Raw genomic sequence first — 21,343 nt, 5'->3', positions numbered from 1 at the left:
TGCACCGCGGAGGTGTCCGCACCATCGGCCGCTGAGGCCGTGCGCCTCTGCGGCGGCGAAAAGTGTGCCGAGCGAGTGAAGAACTCCCTGAACAGCCGACAGGCATCCTCGTGGCCCGCAGGAGGCGGTGCAGTTCCCGGCCTACCGTTGCCGCGCAGCGCGGCAAGGAGGGCGGCGTGGTGACGGCAGGGAGCATCACACTCACCCGGGTCGACTACGTCCCCGGCACGAGCAGATCTTTCAGACTCTGCTGGCAGTCATCCGACGCCGGTGCAATCGGCGGCGTCGGACGCGACGTCTCCCCCGCATCGCGCCCTGAAGGCCATCCCGAGGCCGATACCGTTGGCCGATTCGCCATGCAACTGTTCTCGTCCCCGACAGCGGACGTGGGCAGTGCCGTCGGCAAGGCCGTTCCGGCAGACAGCTCCTTCGCCGGCACGTGGAACGAGGAGCAGGCCGAGTGTTCGCTTGTCGCCCGCACGCCGTACTGGATCGCGGTGGTGCTTCTGTTTCCGTCCTCGCCAGTGCCGCTTCCAGCTTCGAACACCGGCGCGGTCCTGTGGCAGCAGCCATCGCTCACATCCGCCGCATGCGACGGCGGCATGCTCGATGTGGCCTGGACGCCCGCCGAAGGGGGCGCGACAGGAGCGGACGCGGGGCTCACCGCCGCGGGCGTGGAAATCTGGCACGGGACGGCTCCGCTCGTACCCGCGGCCACCGGAGGAGTCTCGCGCTTCGACCTCACCGCCGTGCCGCTCACGCTCGCGCCTGAAGGGGTGAAGCTCGCCCTGAGCCCGGTCAAGAAGGACGGTCGGACCCTCTCCACGGGCCCCGCCGCGGAGGCGATGCTCCACGTGCACCCGCCCTCGATCCTCGCGACAGCGTACGGCACAGGCGATGCGGACACCGGCCTGCGGTACACAGCCACGGTGAGCCCGGCCGGCTACCCCGGGCGCCAGTACGCGGTCACCGTTCTGGCCGACGGCGAGACATGCGCCGGGCCGACCCTCGTCGACTCGCAGCGCCACGGTGACACCACGGTGTGCGAGGTGGACGTGCCGCGCCTGCCTCCGGGGGTGGCACTCGATCTCGTCCTGTCAGCGGCGGACGGGGTCGCCACGGGTCCGCCCTCGCGTCGGTTTCCGCTGCTTGCCGTTCCGCCTTCGATCACGTCTGTGGTCAGCACCGGGCCGGGAAAAGCCAGGGCGACGCTGTGCTCGCCGACGGGAGCCGCGCTCGTCACCGTCGCGGCGGCGGGTGAGCCTGCCACCACAGCCCTGGTGCGGGGAAGCACAGGTGACATCGATGTCCCTCCAGGGGCCGGTCCGCACTCGGTCACCGCCATGGCCGTCGCCGGAACCGCGACAAGCGTGCCGAGCGCACCACTCCAACTGATCACCGAGCCGCCGGTGCTGACGTCCGCCCGTTTCGACGGAACCACCGTGACGGCATCCTGGACCTCGAACGGAGCAGCAACTGAGCACCGGCTGCGTGTGCACACGGAGGGCGTCACCGTCGCCGCAGCAGCAGCGGGCCATACCTCGGGCACCGTCGGCGTCTGCGCCGACTGCCCTCTCTTCCTGGAGGTCGCCGGTGTGTGCGGGCAGGTGGTCGGCCCCGCATCCCAGCCGCTGAGCCTGATCTCCCGAGCACCCCAGGTGACGGGCGCGACGACCGATCCCGCATCAGGGAAGACGACGCTCACCTGGGCGGCCGTCGAGGGGGCGACTTCCTATCTGCTGCAGTCCTTCCGCAACGGACTGGCCTGCGAGGAACCGCGGCAGGTCCCCGGGGCTGCTTGCGAGGTCACCGCAGCTCCCGGTAGTGGCTCCGCAGTGGCAGTCGCGGCTGTCGTGGGCACGGCCGCCACGACCGTCTCCGGCCCCTACAGCAGTCCGTATCCGCTGCCGACAGCGCAACCGACCATCGCTCACGTGACGTTCGACGGAAGTGCCGCCACGGTCTCCTGGCATCCGGTCCAGGGAGCGACCGGCTACGTGGTGACGGCGCTCTCGGCCACGACGGCAGGATCGGGGCGGGCCCCGGCGAGCGCCACGGAGGTCACCTTTCCGCTCACCGGCACGGCAGCCGGGGACGACTGCGCGGTCGTCGTCCAGGCGCTGAGCGGGCCGGATTCGGGACCGCCCTCTCCACCGGTCCCGCTGGTACCGGAAAGCTGGTTCCTGTCCACCGCGCCTGCCACGGAGGCCTATCCGTATCTCTACCCGGCTTCCGGCGTCGCTCCGGCGCCTGGAGAGGTGACCGTCTCCCTGCCGGTTCCGGGCGCGTCGTTCAACGGTCCGGTGGAGTGCGGAGCGTTCCATCTCGACGCATCGGGCCGGACCCTCACCATCCGCGCCGAGCCGTTCTCCCCGCAGGCGGTCCGCGATGAACTGCGGCAGAACTACTCCGCGTTCCTGTCGTGCGTCGAGAAAAACGGCGCGAGCCCGGCCGGTGTGGCGTTGCTGCAGCAGGCGGTGTCCCACGCGATGCCCCAGACGTTCGCCGAAACGCTCTACTACGCATACGGGCTGGACCGAGAGGCGGGCTCCGTCGATCTACGCCCCGGAACGGTGCTGCGCGTGGTGTTCGCCGACTACGTCAACACCGGCCAGCCCGCCCCGCCCCCCTTCGTCAACGGCTGGTCCGGCTCCGGCCAGGTGGACTACGAGGTCACCACGTGGGCCGCCGCCGACGGCCTTCGGCTCGGCCTGGACGCCTTCCTCGCCCAGTTCATCGCGTCAGGAGCACTCTCCGTCGATGCGCCTGCGTGCAGGAACGGCGATGTGGTCAGCGGACTCGCCGACACGGCCGACCTGTTCGGGCTCGCCACACCCACCCGGTACCTGCGGCTGTTCGCTCCCTCGACGTTGTCCCCGGCGGACTCGGTCGGCACGGCGAGAACGAGCGGCGGCTTCGCCCTCGCGGCCGCCGGATCGTGGACCGAGCTGGAGGCAGCTGGGCGCACTCCGCAGCCGGGCCGCCCTGTGGTCGCCTTCCGCGGGCGTGCGGTCCTGCGGGTGTGCGTACGCGTGATGGTGGACGGCGCCGAGACGGTCGTGCCTCTCGGGACCACGGTCGGTGACGTGCTCGCGGGTCGGGGCAGGCGTCCGGTGCCCGGCGCCGTCCGCTCCCCCGGCATCGCCCTGGAGCGCACGCCGGGCCCCGCCTCCGTCGGCACGGGCCATGGCGCCTCCGCCGGTCGGCGCGTGCGCTTCGACTGGTGCGGGGTGCCCGAGTACAGCCGCGACCTCGGACTCGACGCCTTCTCCCTTCCGCTGCTCGCCGGGGACAGGCTGACCACGCGATGACGAGCATCAGTTTCTCCGAGGAAGTCGAGGGCGTGTATGCGCTGTCGACGAGGGGTGAGGCCGCCGTACCGGGGTACTGGGCGGGATTCTGCACGACGAGCCGGCTGACCGACCCCGCAACGTTCGAGGACACCTGGCGGGACATGGCCGGTGTCTACGTCTTCTGCACCACCGGGCCCGCGGACGTCCGGCAGTTCGCCGACCGGATCGGCCGGTACCTGGCACCACGGCCGCACACCCGGTTCCTCTGGGTGACGGATCCCGATGCCGACCCCGACTACTGGCAGGTGCGGCACCTGGCCGCGACCCCCGCGACAGGCGACCCGACCAGCACCTGGCGCGTCCGGCAGGACGCCTGCCTTCCTTTCGGCGACTACGCCCTCGCCGTGCACCACGGCAGCGAACTGAGTCCCGCGGCGATGGGCATCTCCGTCTCGTCCGTGGCTTTCTGCGCACCGGACGGCACCGCCTACGCGACAACACCGGGGAGCGCGGCCCTTACACTCGCCGGCCCGGAAACCGGCTGTCTGAGCGGCACGCTCGCCCTGGACCACACCGGTGACGACGCCCGCCCGGATGACATGAACCGCCTCCGCGTCGGACTGCGCTACGCGATGCCCGATCCGGACTCCCCCGGCAGCGGTGCCGTACTCGCCCTCCATATGCCGTTGCTCTGCCAGGACGGCTGCGCGCTGAGAGCCCGCCTCACCTTCGACCCGCTCTTCCCGCTGGAGCCCGACCGAACGGCCCTCGCCCTGCTCGCTCCGGGCGTCCCGGCCCCGAGCGCGCTGAGATCCCTGCTCACCACCACGCTGGGTGGCCGCGTGTGGCTGACCCCCGTCGCGGAAACGCCGACTCGGTGGCCGGCCCGGCTGGTGTTCGCCGGCAGTCCGCGCCTCGTCGACGACCCGTCCGATCCCGAGGTCTACCTGACACCGGACGGAGCATTCCGCCTCCGCGCCGAATCCTGCCCTGGTACCGGCGCCGCACGGCTCGCTCTCGGGCTGTCCGGGCTGGAGTACGTCGACGTCCGCGACGGTGCCCTCGTGCTGTTCCGGTCGGGACACCCTGCCTACTTCTCCGCCGGCGGGGATGCGGCGCTGGGCGCCCTGGCGACCACCGCTCATGTCGCCCTGCTCCCGGACGGTGCCGGGCAGCTCGTGTATTACGCGCAGCCGGCGCAGTCGCCGCTGTACTCCGCCCGGCAATCCGGTACGGGCTTCCTGAGCTTGCACGAGATGCCGGCGGCCGTCCTCGGCGCCTTCGAAGCCGGCGCCTCGCCGGTCTTTCCGATCGGCGTGTACCAGGGGATCGAACGGGGGCTGATCCCGCACGCGGCCGTCCTCGAACACGCAGCCCTGGCACCGGCCCGTCGTTCGCTGCTGCCGGTGCCGGACTCGACGGACGAGCCGGACGCGCCGGCGGTACTGGTCGTCACGCCCAGCGGGCTGCTGGCCAGATTGACGGCCGATGGAACCGGATGGCGGCAGGTCGTCCTGGCCAGCCTGCCCGGTGCGCCGGCGGATCAGTTGACTCTGAGCACCGTGGGTCCTCGGCTGCGCAAACTGCTGCAGTCGACCGAAGTGTTCGCCGCGGTGACGAATGTCGACGAATTCTTCGAGCATTCGTCGGTCGGCTACCGGGTGGACGACGCAGTGCGCGCGTCGCTTCGCGGTAAAGGTGTGCCGGCGGAAGTCATCGACGCCATCGGCCAGGCGGCCGGGACCCGTGCGTACGAGACCGAGAAGGCGTTCCGCGCACAGCTGGGGTCGGCCACGATCGATCCCCGGACCCATGCCGACTACCTCGACACCCTGCTGTCCGTGGCCGGTCAGCTCAAGGCGGTGCTCCAGGAGTGGACGTTCCAGTTGTCGCCGCGCTCCTGGCGGACCGACGCCGCGTCGAGGACGGTGATGCTGATCAAATACGCCTCCCGGACGCTCACCGAGCTCGCCGGAAACACCTCGGCCTGGGGCTGGCCGGAGGCCGCGTGCCACACGGCAGGCGATCCCTCGGCGACCCGGGATCTGGTGCTCGGCATTCTCGATGACGCCCGGGAACGTGCCGCAGTCGACCCGAGCGGCCCGTACGCGCGCTTCCTGCGGGAAGTCGCCGACAACCCCGCGTGGAACGGCGTCCTGGTGCTCAATGCCCCGGTCGTTGCCGCCGAACTGCCCAAGGAGTTGCGGTTCGTCACGACAGGAATCGATACAGGCAGCTTCTTCGCACATCATATCGGGTTCTCCTGCACGCCGTTCGACTCCACCGCCGACGGGTTGGTGCTGGGGCAGACTGCGGCGTTCGGCCTGATCGCGTACGACGATCCGGTCGACCTTCATGTCGAACCAGGCGGCGCAGAATTCGCCGTCAAGACCCAGCATCTGTCGGCGCGGTTCGTGAACTCCGCGTTGGCCGACTTCACCGCTCACGTCGAACTGATGGTCAACAACCTGTTCGGCTCCCCGCTCACCAAACGCTCACCGAAGAGCGGCAACAATCTCCTCCTCCACGGCGCGTACCAGCGGCAGAACGGCACCGCGTCCTATGCGTTCGTGCTCGTCGGCAGTAATGACTTCACCGTCGACCGGTCGGTTCTGGTCGGGGTCGAGGTACTCGGTGTTCAGGCGCAGACCGCCACGGAATCGGTCGACGCCGGCACGCTCTCGGTGGACTTCGTACTCGACGGCAACCTGCGCTTCGCCGAACTCGAAAACGCCGACCTCTTCTCATACGGACCCGAGGCGGCACTCCCGAACCCCGGCGAGCAAGCATTCGACGGTAATCTGCGGTTCAGCAACCTTGTGGTGACGCTGTCCTTTCCCCTCGCCGACCCCGGCAGACAGTCCTTCACCACGACCTACGACAGGTTGACCTTCGACCTCGTCGGCAGCGCGGCCCGCGCCCGGTCACTCGCCGAGTGCTTCCCGGCCCGGCTCACCTCTGCAGTGGCCAGCCCGGTCCCCGACCCGGACGCCGGGCCGCGCGGGAAGACCCCGGAGGACCTCGGATACACCGGTGTGCTCGTCCCCACCGTGGACGCCGTACTGCTCTCCCCACCCTGGTTCGGCCTCGAGTTCACCCTCGATCTCGGCACGCTGGGGGCGCTGGCCGACAGCGCGGGCCTGCAGGCCACCCTTCTGGTCGCCTGGTCGCCCGGCACGACCGACGAGCAGCCCGTGTACTTCGGGCTCCGCCTGGCCGGAGCGGACACGGCCGACACCACGTGGCCCCTGCAGGGCGTACTCAAGCTGGGGTTCCGGGGCTTCGAACTGACCACGTACGAGTCCTCGGGCGCGGGAGGTGATGTCCGACGTGGATACCTGCTGCGGCTGCGGCATCTCGCACTGTCGGTTCTTGCGCTCTCGCTCCCGCCCGGGGATCTCGATGTGCTGGTCTTCGCCGATCCCGACGGCACCGGCCGCACGGTCGGCTGGCTGGCCGCCTACGACGGCGACGTCTCGGCGACGCCCCCGCCACCGAAGCTCCCGACCGCCGACCGCGCGCTCCTCGCGGAGAAGAGGAAAGAGCCATGAGCAGGATGGAACTCTACGTCCTGGATGTCGGACAGGGCGCGGGAAATTTCCTCCAGATTTTCGACGAACAAGGCAATCTCCTGGGGTCGGTCCTCGCCGACTTCGGCTACACGGGCACCTCCGGGAGCGGACATCCGCACCTCAAAGCCGTGGACAAAGTCATCGACCTACTTGGGAACCGCCAAAAAATTGACCTCCTCACACTATCGCATTCAGACTCCGATCACATCAACTTGATCCGACCCTTGATGGAGAAGTGCAATAACCTGGAGATCCACCGCGTTTGGCATGGCGGGGACCGCTCCAAATACAGTAAAGGGAAAGGGAAGAATAAATTCAACATTATTGAATTCCTGGAAAAATACGGTGCAGACGTGCGTTCCTTTTCCCCCAGATTCACCATCTTCGACTCTCCCAATGCCCCGTTCCCCATCGGAAGTCACTTCAAAATCTGGCCTCTCGCCGCGAATACCTGCTCCCCCGAACCACCGAGGAAGCGTCGTCGGATCACGTTTGACATGCAAGCTGCCAAGCGAAGTAGACACGACGCGAACACCGAATCACTCATCCTCCTCGGAGAAATTCACGGACACCAGTTCATTCTCCCTGGAGACGCGACGGGAGTGACTCTGACGGAAATTAACAAAATTGCCACCGACCCTAGGTTTCCGAAGCAAATACTGTCTAACGTATTCATACTCTCACTGCCCCATCACGGGAGTTCGAAGACAGCGAAAGAGGGCGTCGGACCGGAGCCTCTCGAAAAATTCGCAAAAAATACGAAACCATACACCATCACCGCCAGTGCGGATAAATTCAGCGGAAAGTCGACAGACTGGGATCATCCATCAGCTGAAGTAATCGAAGCATTCTGGCCGTATATCAACCGCGGCAACAGTGGGCAAGGAAATCCCCACTGGGGAGAGAGAGCACTCGAGTGGCGCCACTTTTACTCGGCCTATTTTAAGGGCAAGATTTTCCGATACAAGGAAAAAAATGCATACCGTCAATGGGAACCAGAGGGTTGGCGCTCGGTTCAGACACATTCCGATATCTACACGACGCTGTACGTCGATCCGCGATACAGCGGCGACACTGAGCAAGACATCGTGCTGCCGCCGGACGGATCCGAGCGCAAGAAGCCGGCTGCCCCCGCGCATCCGCCGCGCCCCCAGAGCGTGACCTGGCATTACACCGTCACGAAGAACGGCGTTGAGCTCAGGCCCGAGCCGAACATCAGCCGCGCCGTGTACGAGAGAATGGTCGCCTCGCTCACCGCTGTGCCGGAGGGCTGGCCGGAACCGGCGGAGTTGGGCGAACGGCAGTGGGTCTCGCTGCCTTCGGACGCGTTCGAGGTGCTCAATTCGTTGGCCGACGAAGGCGCGACCGCGCCGTCCGAGCCTGCGCCCGAGCCGCCTTCGGCACCCACGTCGCGTCAAGCACTGCCGCGGCTGCGAGGGTTGCCATGACGCCGTCGGTGGAGCGGGTCCACGAAGTGCTTGTCGGGCAGGTGAGCGGCGGAGAGGTCGACCTGCGGGCCGCGGCGCATGCACACGTCGACGAGCTCGGCGCGCTCGTCGGCGTGTTCGACTTGTTGTGTACCGGAGCATCCTGGCCGATCGTGGGCGTCCAGCTCACGCGGAACGCACTTTCGGTGCAGCTCTCGGGAAAGGCGGAACTCAGTTTCCCGTACGGAACATCATTCCCGGTCTCTCTGACTCTCACCTACACGGCCGCACCGGATGTGGGCACCTTCCTGGTGCGGCTGGAGACACACGCCGGGTGGAAGTTCGAGACCGCCTTCGGACAACTCCCGCCCACGCTGCTCCTCCAGAACGACGGTCTGGTCGCGTCCGGCGGGTCGTTCCTCGCGGACATGCCGGTCTCCGGAGTCGTGTTCACCGCGAGAGCGACGACCGGCGGAACCGCTGAGCTGGAGCTGTCCGGCACTGTGAACGAGGTGCCACAGCTGGGTTCGTTTGCCGACTTCTTCGGCCCCTTCCCGCTGCGCTTCGAAGGGACCGTCGCCTTCCGGCAACAGGCCGCCGCGGTAACGGAACTGTCGCTGTTCGCACGTTCGGCGCACGAGCCGATCACACTCCCGGGCGTCGCCACCCTCGAGGATTTCGGGCTTCGATTCGTGACCGAACTGGTCGACACCACCGGGTACGGTGCGGGAACTCCGTACTCGACACTGTACGGGGAAGCGACGCTCCGGCTCGGGAGCAGCCAACCGGTGACGGCGACCGTCAGCACACCGCTGCTCGCCATGGCCGGGACCTGGTTGATGCACGTCGCTTTCCCCGAAGACGCCGCGCCGGGTCTCGGCGAAGGGCTGGAGGGCATCGCCTCGCTGCTCGGGGTGGAGGGCATCATCCCGCTGGAGGGGCCACGCGCGTTCGACGACTTCACCGGATTCGGCATCAGCGAAATCGATCTGTCTCTGACCGCGCCCGGTACGGGCAGCTCACCGGGGCTGCACTACATCGCTGTCACACTGCAGTCGGCGAAGCGCTGGGTCCCGCCTGTGCCCTATCTCGCCGTGCGCGATGTGGGCATGCGATGGGTCGCGCTGTGGGGCGGCGACGGGCCGTCGGTGTTCGGTACGGTCGAGGTAGGTCGCGGCGAACTCACCCGCCGCGCTGCGGACACGGACTCATCCCCGCGGGTGCCTCTGGGGAGGGGAGCACAGGCGGACGCTCTCGCGGTATCTGATGAGCCGGCGTTCTCGCTGGACATCGCCACGTATTTCCCACAGTTCGCCGTCACGGGCAGGTTGGCTGACGAAGAGATCCCGCTCGGCTCGGCGCTCGCCTGGCTCTTCCCCGGTGCCACCGTGCTCGACGACAGGCTCTCCGTCACACGCCTCACGTTCGAGGCCGACCTCACGGCGCAGACCCTGGCCTGCTCGGCCGACCTCACAACCGACTTCTCCCTCGACATCGGCGACCTGAAGCTGGCACTCACCGATGTGTATCTGCACGTCGACGCGGGTCAGGGAGCAGTCGGTCTGGGGCTCTCCGCCGCTGTCACGCTGTCAGCGGCCGACAGCGGCGCCGTTCCCTCGTTCCTGGGCGGCGCGGAGTACGAGAGCGCGGCCGGCTGGCAATTCCACGGCGCGTTGCTTCCGGGCGACGCGGTGGATCTGGGAGCCCTTCTCGAGGCGCTGCTGCCCTGGGAGGTCGGCGAACTGCCCTCCGTCTCGGTGACCGAGCTGTCACTGCGCTTCGCCCCCGGGGCGGGCACCTACGACGTCCGAGGCGCGGTGACCGGATCCTGGCAGGCCCGGGTTCTCGGGCAGCAGCGGGACCTGTCGGCCGGTGCCCGCGTGACGGTAGCCCGGGACGGCCAAGGTGCAGTGACCGGCGCTGTCGCCGGATCCTTCTCGGTCAACCGGCTGACCATCTCCGTCGGCCTGGACCTGGCCGCCAAGCAGCAGACGTATCTGCTGAAGGTCCAGTTCGGTGCGCTGTGGGTGGCCGCGGTCGCCTCCCGGCGTGCCGAGGACCAGCACGAGATCATCACCGTCAGGCTGGGGGGTGCGACTCTCGGTGAAATCATCGAGTACCTGGTCGGTCTCGCAGCGCCGACCGTGAACTTCACACTCGACCCACCGTGGGACCTGCTCGGCAGGATCGAACTGTCGGCATTCGCGCTGACGATCGACCCGGCAGGCTCGACGGTCGAATTCACCTATGGGAGCGCCACGGACCTCGGAGTGATGTCCGCGGACACTGTCGGCGTGCGCTGGAAGCGCAAGCCGGATGGTCGTTCGACGGTCGAAATGATCCTCACCGGTGACTTTCTGGGGCAAAGCTACCCTGAGGGCAAGGAACTGTCGTGGGATCTGCTCGGCGGCTCTCCACCAGCCGTTCCCGGCCAGGGGAAGTCCCTCTTCGACCTGCGCTACCTCGGCATCGGCCAGCGGGTCTCGACGCATGCCCCGACGCCCGGCACGGTCAAGGAGACGGTGGCCCTGCTGCGCAAGGCGCTGCGCCCTGTCAGGCCCGACAGCGGCAGCCCGGTCGAACAGCTGCCGGACCTTTCGTACTCCCCGGACTCTGGGTGGCTGATCGCGCTTCAAGCAACGTTCCTGGAGACTCTGGACCTGTCCTTCGTCTTCGACGACCCCCGCCTGTACGGCCTGTCGATCGGGCTGCGCGGACAGCGCGCCGGCTCCCTGGCCGGACTGCAGTTCGAGGTCCTCTACAAGAAGATCACCGCGGACATCGGCATGTTCCGGGTCGACCTCCGGCTGCCCGATGCCTTCCGCCGTATCGACCTGGGCGCGGTGTCGGTGACGGCGGGCAGCATCGTGGTCGAGGTCTGCACGAACGGGACCTTCCTCGTGGACCTCGGCTTTCCGCACGGCCGGGACTTCAGCCGCTCGTTCTCCGTCGACGTCCTGCCCTTCCTCGGCCGGGGAGGCATCTACTTCGGTTCTCTGGACAGTGCGACGTCCAGCCGGGTGCCCCGCGTGACCAACGGCACGTTCGCGCCGGTGCTGGAGCTGGGTGTGGGGCTGGCCGTCGGCGTCGGCAAGGAGATGGCGTTCGGCCCGTTGTCGGGAGGGGCCTACGTCGAGGTGTTCGGCATCTTCCAGGGCGTGCTCGGATGGTTCAACCCGGTGCGGGACTGCACCGGACCGGCGACGTACTACTGGGCCCACGCCGTCGTCGGCATACACGGCAAGATCTACGGACGGCTGGATTTCGCGGTCGTCCAGGTCAACGTCACGCTCGAGGCATGGGCCGAGGCGAGCGTGGCACTGGCCGCATACCGCGCCTCGACTTTCCGACTCACCGCCGACGTCAGCGTCTCCGCTTCGGTGAGGGTGCTGTTCGTCAACGTCACCTTCGCCTACCGTGCGCAGCTCGCCGTGGAGTTCGTGGTCGGCAGCGACCAGCCGACTCCGTGGGTTCTGGCCGAGGGGCACTCGGCACCGACCGCGGCCCGGCTGCGCTCCCACATCCTCCCGCCGCCCCGCGAGGCCAGGCGTACCCTCAGGACACTCCCCGGACCGCCCTCCGGAACGTGGTCGTGGGACGTGTCGAGGGGAGTTTTCCCCGATGGGCCCCGCACTGCGGAGTTGATCCTGCTGCCGCTGTTCTCGGTCGACGGGATCGCCGTCGGATGGAGCCGCACTCCGCCCGCACCTGCGACGCCCCGGCACCGTGCGGCGCTGCTGCTGTCCGCCCCGCTGGGCGGGGAAGCAGGCGCCGGACTGATCGTCGAAGCGTTCCTGCGCTGGCGCCTGGGCGCGGTCTCCGGCTCTCCTGGGGAGGGTGGGACGACAGTGACAGCCGAACAGGTCCGGCACCTCGCCGCCGCGCTGCGGGACCGGGAGCTGACGGACTCGCTGTTCACCTCCGAGAACCTGGCGGCGTTCTTCGAGAGCACCCTGCACCTGGACGTCGTCGGCCGGCCGCCGGATGGCGACCCGGACGAGATGGACGGCATGGTCGTCGCCATCCCTCCCTTCGTCTTGGTTCGGAGCGAGCAGGTTCCGGAGCGGGACCTGAGCGTTCATCAGAAGGTCGGGCCGCGCTATGTCTGGGACATCGCCCAGTACGCCGCGCAGTTCGATGCGTCGACGACCTCGTCCGCGCCTGCGCCGGAACCCGAGGACCCGCTGACCGCCTACCGGCCCTTCGCCGCCTGGGTCTTTCAGGACTGGTGCCTGGGGCTGGCCCGGGCCGCGGTGCAGGAGGCCGCGGACGGGCTGGCCGACTGGCCGGTGCCCGCACCGGCGGAGCCCGTGTCGGCGGCCGACCTGGCCACCCGGTTCCCCGGCGTCACCGCCTCCTGTGCGGTGCGCGCGGGCGACACACCGGACAGCGTCGCCGAGACACTGGGAATCACCACGGCGGACCTGACCTTTCGCAACCCGGCCTTCGCGCACAGCACGGCCTACGCGGCCGGTGCCGAGACGGTCGTCGAGGTCGGAGTCTCCCCGACGTCGATCGCCTTGGCCAATGCGGACTTCCCGCTCACCGCGACGCGACCGGTGCCGCTGGGCATCATCGACCACCAGGTGGAGAGCGGGGAGACGCTCGCCAAGGTGGCCACCCGCTTCGGGGTCGCCACGTCCGACGTTCTCGCGGCAGTGTGCCAGGATCCGGCGGTGCCCCGCGCGGGGGCTGTGGTGGAGCTTCCGGGATTCACTCTGACGCACCCCGGGTTCACCTCCGCCGTCGAGGCGGCAGCGGCGATGTTCCCGCGCTATGTGCCCGATGCCGAGGTACCCGACCTGGACTGGTACCTGAACGCGCTGCACGACCTCAACCCGGACTACGCGGGTGGCGGCGGGTGCTCGCTGCGGGTTCCCGCCGAGTTCGGCGACTTGGCGCGGCCGAAGCCGTACACGACGCTGCCGGGCGACTCCGCGCGGTCCGTCGCCGCAGCGCTCGCACTCGCTCAGCGGGCTGCGACGGGCGGCAACGGGCCCTCCGGCTGGCCGTCCTTCCGGGCGGACGTATGGCCTGCGGCCGACGGCGGTTTCACCATTCCACCTCACCGGACATCGATCCAGCCACGTGAGACGTTCGGACAACTCGCCGTCCGCCTGGTCGCCTACACCCCGCAGACCGTCGAGGAGCTGGTCGCCGAGCGCGACATCCTGGCAGCACTCGCGCTGGTGCGGGTGCCCGACGTGCAGGCGATCGTGTCTCCCGGCCGGAACACTTTGACCCTGCTCGCGGAGCACTACGGACTGCCGCTGGCCGATCTCGCCGCCCGGCTCGCGACACAGCCGCTGTTCGCACGCACCGCGGACGCCGCAACCCTGCGTGTCCCCGATGTGCCCGCCGCGACCGTCGACCAGATCGCGGCGCACGTCAGCACGGGCGAGGCGGTGCGACGCGTCACGGGGCCGATGTCCAGACATCTGCTCAGCGGCCAGCGGGTGCCCGCGCCCGCCCCCACCACCGAACCCGACGACGGTCACCGGACGGCCACGGGCCCCCTGACACCGCTGCACGATCTCACCGGCCAGCAATTCGACGGCCCCGCACCGGATCCGGACCGGCCGACGTCGGTCGGCCTGAGTCTGGAGGTGACGTCGGCCGCCGACTGGCTCGTACTGCGCCGGTCCGAGGTCGCGGACGGCGCACTGAGGCGCACGGAGAACGTTACGGCGCTCACTCTGGAGTTCACCAACGCGGAGCTGCAGCGGCTCTACCCGCCCACGGTGCTGGCGGTGCAGCCCGAACGCTTTCCCGAACCCCTGCCTGCGGGTGAGCCGGCTCCCGTGACCTATGGCCTCGACCACCGCATCGAGCTGCAGTCACCGCTTCCGCTCCCGTTGTCGGCCGAGGCCGCGAGGGCCACCGGGAACGCGAGTCTGTGGCCGTTCCCTGCCGCGCTGCGCGCCCGCGCGGCTATGGACCAGGAGACGCCGTACGACGTCGTACGCACCGCAGCCCCCGGAAGCCGGCCGAGACCGGGCGACGTGCTGAGCGGCGTGACCTTCGCGACCACGGTGACCTTCGGCATCCGCAGAGTCGGCGCGCTCGCTCACGCCTACGAGCTGAGCGGGGTCGACACGGTCGACCGCGATGTACTGCTCCTCCTCAGGGAACGCCTGGCCACAGCAGGGGGCGCCCGGGCGTTCCTGGCCGTCGCACCGACACCCGACGCCCCCAGCAGCTCAGGACTCGCAGTGCTCGCAGCAGACGAGGAGGCCACGTATCTCCTCAAGACCAACGAGTCGACGGTCTCGAAACCGCCCGCCGGTGACGTCGCCGCTGCCGGGCGGCAGCCGCACGCGGCCCGGCTGTGCGAGGTCACCGATTTCCTGGTGCTGCTCTGGCAGGGCAGTGTGGTCGGCGGCTCCGGCTACTATCTCGGCTACCGCACGCGGACCGGTGAGGATCTCCCGCCCGGCGCGTTCGACCCCGAGGGGCGGGCCCGGCTTACGCTGCTGGTCGTCCTCGACGACCGTGCGTCGCCTGCTCCCCTTGGCCGCACGCTGCTGCCCTGCGACACCTGCGCCCTGGTGGCCCCCGGCCTGGACCCCTCGGCGGCCGTGCTCTACGTCGAGGCCGCCGATCCGGATGCCGAGACCACGATGGTGCCCGTGCTGCCTCAGGGGACGGTCGGATTCACCACCACGCTGCCCCGGCCGCCGGCCGACGACACTCCCCCCTCCCGGGCCGCGCGGATGTTCAGTCAGCTGACCTATGGAAGCGCCGCGCCCCCGGGCGGGCACGGCCTGCCGGTGTCCCCCTCCGACAACGACGGAGGCGGCCGACCGGCCTGGCAGCGCGATCGTCTGGCCCGTGCCCGGCGCAGCAGACGGAACGTCAGCGCCCCGGGACCGGTGCACTGGAGGTACCAGCAAGCCCTCCCCCACGGGTCAACTGCCCCCTCTCCGGCGCCGGCGGTAGAGGGACTTCCAGCACCGGACAAGGATCCGTACCGCGGCATCGAGGGGGAGCGCACGCCCGGCGTCGCGATCGCCCTCGGATTCTGCGATGTCCTGGGCAACCTCGGCATCTCGACGGACACCGGCGACGCGGCGCCGTACGTCGTGGACGCGCCCCTCGGCTACCGCGACGTCCTCCTCGCCGTGACACAGTGGCCCGCCCTCTCCCTGTCCTACAGCGTGGAGCCGAGCGCCGCAGGCCCACGGCTCTCGATCACTCTCGCACCGCAAGCGGGCGCAACGGCTCCGGAACCGGGCGATTCACCGACCCGAGCGCTCGATGCCGCCCGGCGGCAGAGCGAGCGCTACGCTGCCGCGTACTACCAGCTCGCAGGTGACCGGGTCACCGCGACGGTACGCACCACGCTGGTCCCCGGTCCCGACGGTACGCCGGCACAGTTGCCGGTGGACGCCGCGCCGCTGTGGCGGTATGCCGCAGCGAGCCACCTCGCTGCGGCAGCGGCCGGGAGTTCGACGCCGGTCACCGTCACGGGTTCCGCCGCCGACCTCACCGCCCGTCACGGCACCTCGTATCAGGCGCTCGCGTCGGCGAACGCATACAACGAGATCCGCGTCCTCTTCGACGCCGATCCGCCCGCCGTCCCCGCCTACGCGGTCGTCGAGGAGAACCGCAGCACGGAAGACCTCATCACGGCGCTCGGGCCGGGCTGGCCGCGCCCTGCCGACGCCGCGGAGGTCCTCACGCGCTCGGAGAACGCAGGACTCCCGCTGCGTCCCGGCACCGTGCTGAGAGTCCCTCCGGCTGCCGTCCAGCTCACCGGGGTGGACACGACGCTCGACGAGCTCGCTGCCGCCACACACACCCGTCCCGGGCTGCTCGCCATGGACAGCGCCGAGACCCCCGGCGTATTTCTTCCCGGAGCCGTCCTCAGCTGGGAGGGCAGAACGCTGGAGGTGCCGTCTCCGTACTCGTTCGCCGCCGCGGCGCGGGCGTTCGCCGCACTCGGCCATCACATGGACGCCGCGGCGCTCGCGACGGCCAACTCCGATCGCAGCGGCCTCCTCGCTCCGCAGGCCGCACTCGTCAGTGCCCACTACGTCGCCGCCGGCGGCGATTCGCTGGCCCACAACGCCTCGGGGCGGCGTCCGTCCGATCTCGCCGAGTTGAACGGGTCCGTCGAGGATCTCTTCCCACCGGGCACACTGCTGCGGGTCGGCGATTTCGCAGATGTGACCATTCCCCCGGGGCAGACGCTGCAGGAACTGGCCGAGCGCTATGCATGCCCTCCGGTCCTGCTGCTGGCCGCCAACTCCGACGTGCCCCTCACCGCCACACTGCCAGGCTGCGTCGCCGTGCCGGAGACGGTCCGCGTGCCGTACATGCTGCGCTCCCAGGACACCCTGGACGCACTCGGTCCGGTCTTCGGCAGTACAGCTGTCGAACTGGCCGAGAGCAATGCGGACATGCCGGGTCTCCTCGCCCCGTATCGCGTGGTGTCGGTGACCACACCCGCGGGTCCGGTGACCACCGAGACCACCGAGGGTGACACGCTCGACGCGGTGTGGCGGCGGCTCGCCTGCCAAGGCGAGGTGACCTTCGAGCAGGCGGTCGACGCGGTCGCCGACGACCCGTCCTATCTGAATCCCGGCACGCTCCTGGTGTGCGGTCCGGGCGTCCTCACCGGTGACGCCTCTGCGATGACCCCCGCCGCGGCGGCTGCACTCTACGGTCTCGACCCCGTGGCGTTCGGACTGGCCAACGCGGGCGTCACCGGAATCATCGCACCTGAGGTGGACCTGACCGTCGACGGGGTGACCATCACCACCATCGGCGGGTACGACAGCATCAACACCCTCGTCACCCGCTTCGCCGCGGGAGGCACGACGCTGACAGCTGCGGAGCTGACGAGCCGGCTGGCAGGTGTCGCGTTCCTCCGGCGTGGCGCACGAGTGCTGCTGCCTCCGGCGCCGCTCACCATCGACGTGGTGCTGCCCGGGAAGCCTCCACTGTCGGACACGACGCTGCCGTTCCCGCTCACTGTCGCGCTGCGCCTGGCCCGCCCCCGTGTACTCGTGTCCCCGGAGTTCCGCACACAGGGCAGCAGTCCGCACACCGTCGAGCAGGCCGAGGCACCGGTGCCCCCGTACGTCACGGGCGCCGGTTCGCCGCAGCAGGCGTCGCTGACCCTGGAGAGCTTCGAAAGGTCCTTCCGCAACGCCTTCCCCGAGCTCAGACTTGCCACCGGACACGCTCCCGAGGGCGGAACCGACCTGTCCGTGGTGTCGTTCGCCGAAGGCGGCATCACCGACGTACGGCTGATGCCGGGCCAGGCCTGGCAAGGAGCGAGCACCCGGAAGGCGCCACGTGTGTTTGCCCTGCGCCCGCTGTCCCGGGAACTGGTCAGCCGCGTCGGTGTTCCGGTGCGCCTCCTCTCCCCCGAGGGCACCCTCGCCCGCGACGCCACACCCATGGACTTCCTGGGTGTCGACGTCGAGGTGTGGGCACGCCGCCTGCTGACCGACATCGATCTGTTCCTCACCGCGGCCTATGCGACGGCGGTCCGGAACGACCAGGGGACGGGGGACGCGCTGGCCCGGGTGATCGCCGCGAAGCGGACCCTCGCCGGCGCGGTGGCCCGCGGGCTGTGGCCGGTTCTCGACGCCGCCGACCCGGACGCACAGGCCGAACGCGACGCACGCGAGGCCGCCGTCGAACAGCTCGCCGGTGAACTGGCGGTCGGCCTTTCCGACGGCTACGGCACCACCGCACTCGTGCAGTACGACGTGCACGTCGCGCCGCCGTCGAACTGTGTCGCCGGACGGCCCGCGAGGCTCCACGGCACTGTCGCCTCCTCACCCGGCGCCTCGTACTCGCTGTCGTCGTCGGGGATCGACCTGTCCAGGCCCGTTTCCCGGACCGGCTTCCTGCTGCGGCTGTCCGACCCCCGATGGCAGTCGAACGTGGACATCGACATCGACTACGAGGTGCTCGATCTGGAATACGAGATCCGGGCCGAGCCACAGGTCGGCGGCTACGAGGCGGGGCGCTGGCTGGCATTCCGTCCCCCGCTCTCCGGCGACCGGAAGCCCGCAGCGCTGCAGGTGACTCCTGGGCGGGCGCAGGTGCCCGTACCTCTGCGCGCCTATCCGGCGCCACCGGTACTGCTCGGGCAGGCGGCAGGCGCGTCCGCGGCGGGCCCGTCGTCGGGAGCGGAGCCGCTTTCCGGGGCGCCGCTGTGGACCTACTCCGTCACCTATACGCACGAGCATGCGGCACAGGACGAGGTGTGGGTCACCGTCGCCTTCAACGTCTCCGCCGAAGCCGCACTGTCCGGCACCGGGGACGACGACGTGGTGAGCGCGCTGGCCGCCTACGGTTGTGTCGCTGAGGGACTCTGGTCCCATCTCGCGGGCTATGTGTCCGGCGCCGGCACACCGGCGGCCCGCGCCAACGCCGCCGTGGCATTCGGTGAGCTTGTCGAGCGGGCCGCTGAGGCGTGGGATCGCAGATGGCCTCTCCGCGCCGAAGACCCTCCGGTGCCCGGACCGGCTGGGCCCTCGGCGGCGACGGCGCGGGGGCCGGGGCATGTGGAGGCCACGCTCCGCGTACATGTCGGACACCTGTCCGATGAGGGCGGCACTTGGCTCGACGCCGTGGAACTCACAGCGTTGGCGGACGGTCCGGGACCCGGCGGCACCTGGCCCGAGGTCGAGTACCTCGACATGGAAGGGCACGCCGTCCGCCTCGTTCCCGACACGCCGGTCGGGAGCAGCCGAACGTATCGGTGCACGCCGCGGGTGCCCACGTCCGGCCGGCCGCGGCTGCGCCTGCACTGGCCCAACCTGCATGTGATGTCGTATCAGAACGCTCGCGCGGCGCTCTCGGTGTGCCGCAATTCCCGACTCGTTCCCGACGGGCCCCCTACCGACGAGCAGTTCGTGTTCCGTACCGCCCCGGCCGTGGCGCCCGATGTCGTGACACCGTTCCTGGTCTGGGACACGCCGGTGGACATCAGCGCTGCCGGCTCGATCGAAGAGGCGCTGTCCGCCACGTTCGCCACTTTCACAGGCGCATCCGGCAGCCCGAGCGCTGTGGTGAGCATCGACTACGGATTCGAACTGGTGGCGGGCGAGGCAGAGGGCCAGGGCCTGGTCAGCCGGCTGCCGATCGCGCTGGCGCCGCTCGACATGACGCCGACGGCCGCCACGACCGTCGCGCGCGTGGCGTCGGACTGGCTTCTCGACAACGATCCTCCCTCGGCGCGCGGCGGTATGCTCATCTTCTCGATCAAGTTGTTCTCCCCTCTGTCGCAGGGCACCAGACAGCCGCTGCTGTGGATGTCACAGCTCGTCTATCGCCTCTCCTGACATACACGAGCCCGGCCCGGTTCTGGCATCGCCGTGTTCAGTGACCGGAGGAGACCTCCGACACCTCTGTCGCCGAGCCCCCTTCGTGCTGTGGACCGCCGGGCGCCGTGACTGCACCCGACCGGGCCCCACCGGGTCGACCGACGTTTGGCACGCTGGCCGCCTCGGGATTGCTGGACGGTGACCGAACACTGCACTTGCCAGTACGGCGCGGTACGGCGCCGACCGGGAGCGGCCCCGGCGCCCTTCATCGTGCCGGGCCGAAGAACGACACGGGGCGGGGACCCCGGACCGGGCCTGCCGGGTGCCGGGCACGCGTCCGGTCCGGTCCCGGGAGCAGCATGACCTCTCCCAGGAAGAGGCATGCTGCGGAGCTGTGGCTCGCGGGGGTCAGGCTGCTGGTACTGGTCGGGGTCGCCCTCACCGCGGTGGGCCTTGCGGGATACGCCGCCGGTTGGGTGTGGCTGACGACCGCGCTGGGGCCGACGGCCTACCTGCTCCTGGCCCACTCCGGGAACGAGGCGTCCCAGCTGCGCAGCGCGCTGCTGGGACACACGACCGCGATCGCCTGCGGGCTCGCCTGCCTGGCCGCTTTCGGCCTGTGGAGTCACCCCTCGGTCGTCGAGACGGGCCACGAGAGTCTTCGGCAGATCGGTGCGCAGGCCGTGGCCGTGGGGCTGACGCTGCTGGGGCAGACGCTGCTGCGGGTGGAACACCCGCCTGCCGCTGCGACCGCGCTGCTCATCACCTCCGGCATCACCCGGCCCGGCTACCCGCTGTACGGCCTGCTGGCCGGGCTGGCGCTCCTGCTGATCCTGGTGGCAGTACTGGCGCGAGTGCCCGGTGCCCGGTCCGGGAGCAGTGGGTGTGCGGCGGACACGTAGGTTCCGCAGCGGAGAGACGAGGGAGGGAGACGGCACGGCCGCCGGGAATCCCGTTCGCACCGTCCCCGGTGTGGCCCGATGTCCGTTTCTCCCACACGGCCTTCGCACCGGAGTCCCCGATCCGGAAGGTCTCCAGGGCGGAGCCCACCGCGACGGCCAGTGAAAGAAGGCAGACGGCGATCCGGACCGGCAGGGACGTCGCCGCAGAGACCGCCCGGTCTCTTCCCTGGTGTGACGACACGTCGCTTCGTCGTGCAGAGAAGTGATTCAGCAGCCACACCGCCGAGCACGCCACGAGGAGTCCGACGGCCCAGGGAGTCAGCCCGTCACCCATCTCGGTGTGTTCCTCGACCAGCGAGGTCTCCTCGACGCGCTCCTCCAGCCATTCGCCTGATTCCGTCGTCAGCAGCACGGCCACGAGCGCCACCACGGCCAGAGCAGGCAGGAGCCAGCCGATCCGCCCTCCCAGGGCGGGCCACAGCGCACACAGCACCAGCAGCAGCGCAGCCAGCGGCACGAGGGTGACGGCTCCATGAACCAGCAAGGGATGAGCGGGCAGACCGTTGATCGTATCGATGTCCATGAGGCCATCTCCGGGGAACGAGGGGGCGCTGTTTCGCGGCAGTCGCGATCGGCACCATGGCGGTTCGGATCGTGGGGCAGGGTGGAGAGAGGTGCCGTCGGGGCCTCCGGCGGCGGTGCAGGAGGACAGACTTCGCCCACGGTCCATGGTCCGGGGCCCGGTCTCACCCCTCGGCCGCGACACGTTCGGGTCACCCGCACGCACGCCTCAGTACGCCCTGAGAGATACCGTCGATCCTCGCTCCGCCTCCGGAGAACGGCCGGACCGGCCCCGGCCGC

Annotated in this window: 5 protein-coding genes and 1 pseudogene; 5 read left to right on the top strand and 1 reads right to left on the bottom strand. The window is 69.7% G+C overall.

All coding sequences use genetic code 11. From position 1 onward, the window contains the following. Positions 1-176: 176 nt before the first annotated feature. The 5 genes from ACFYMO_RS06205 (at position 177) to ACFYMO_RS06185 (ending at position 20,482) form a co-directional block, all read left to right on the top strand. Positions 177-3,311 carry a hypothetical protein gene (locus ACFYMO_RS06205; protein ID WP_388544558.1) on the top strand — a complete coding sequence of 1,045 codons (3,135 nt, stop codon included), beginning with the start codon at positions 177-179 and terminating at the stop codon, positions 3,309-3,311. Further along, positions 3,308-6,844, top strand: coding sequence for a hypothetical protein (locus ACFYMO_RS06200; RefSeq protein WP_388544556.1), 3,537 nt, complete (start codon positions 3,308-3,310; stop codon positions 6,842-6,844). Before ACFYMO_RS06205 ends, ACFYMO_RS06200 begins: the two co-directional genes overlap by 4 nt. Further along, complete coding sequence (locus ACFYMO_RS06195; protein ID WP_388544553.1) at positions 6,841-8,313, top strand: hypothetical protein; 1,473 nt, start codon at positions 6,841-6,843, stop codon at positions 8,311-8,313. Before ACFYMO_RS06200 ends, ACFYMO_RS06195 begins: the two co-directional genes overlap by 4 nt. Further along, entirely contained in the window at positions 8,310-19,598 is an 11,289-nt protein-coding gene (locus ACFYMO_RS06190; RefSeq protein ID WP_388544551.1) for a hypothetical protein, read from the top strand. The genes ACFYMO_RS06195 and ACFYMO_RS06190 overlap by 4 nt, the downstream gene beginning before the upstream one ends. Positions 19,599-19,939: 341 nt before the next feature. After that, complete coding sequence (locus ACFYMO_RS06185) at positions 19,940-20,482, top strand: HPP family protein (RefSeq protein WP_366772835.1); 543 nt, start codon at positions 19,940-19,942, stop codon at positions 20,480-20,482. A 94-nt stretch (positions 20,483-20,576) separates the two neighbouring features. Here the strand turns inward: ACFYMO_RS06185 and ACFYMO_RS06180 are convergent. Further along, positions 20,577-21,065: pseudogene (locus tag ACFYMO_RS06180) on the bottom strand (DUF2231 domain-containing protein); the annotation flags it as partial. Positions 21,066-21,343: the final 278 nt, after the last annotated feature.

Source organism: Streptomyces sp. NPDC007025 (genome assembly GCF_042869455.1).
Lineage (GTDB): Bacteria > Actinomycetota > Actinomycetes > Streptomycetales > Streptomycetaceae > Streptomyces.
The sequence above is the reverse complement of the archived record's forward strand: the minus strand, read 5'-3'. Positions and strand labels throughout refer to the sequence as shown.

What these genes read in the sequence shown, in the direction of transcription:
- ACFYMO_RS06200 (WP_388544556.1), top strand. Translation starts at nt 3,308, where the DNA reads ATGACGAGCATCAGTTTCTCCGAGGAAGTCGAGGGCGTGTATGCGCTG.
- ACFYMO_RS06195 (WP_388544553.1), top strand. Translation starts at nt 6,841, where the DNA reads ATGAGCAGGATGGAACTCTACGTCCTGGATGTCGGACAGGGCGCGGGA.
- ACFYMO_RS06190 (WP_388544551.1), top strand. Translation starts at nt 8,310, where the DNA reads ATGACGCCGTCGGTGGAGCGGGTCCACGAAGTGCTTGTCGGGCAGGTG.
- ACFYMO_RS06185 (WP_366772835.1), top strand. Translation starts at nt 19,940, where the DNA reads ATGACCTCTCCCAGGAAGAGGCATGCTGCGGAGCTGTGGCTCGCGGGG.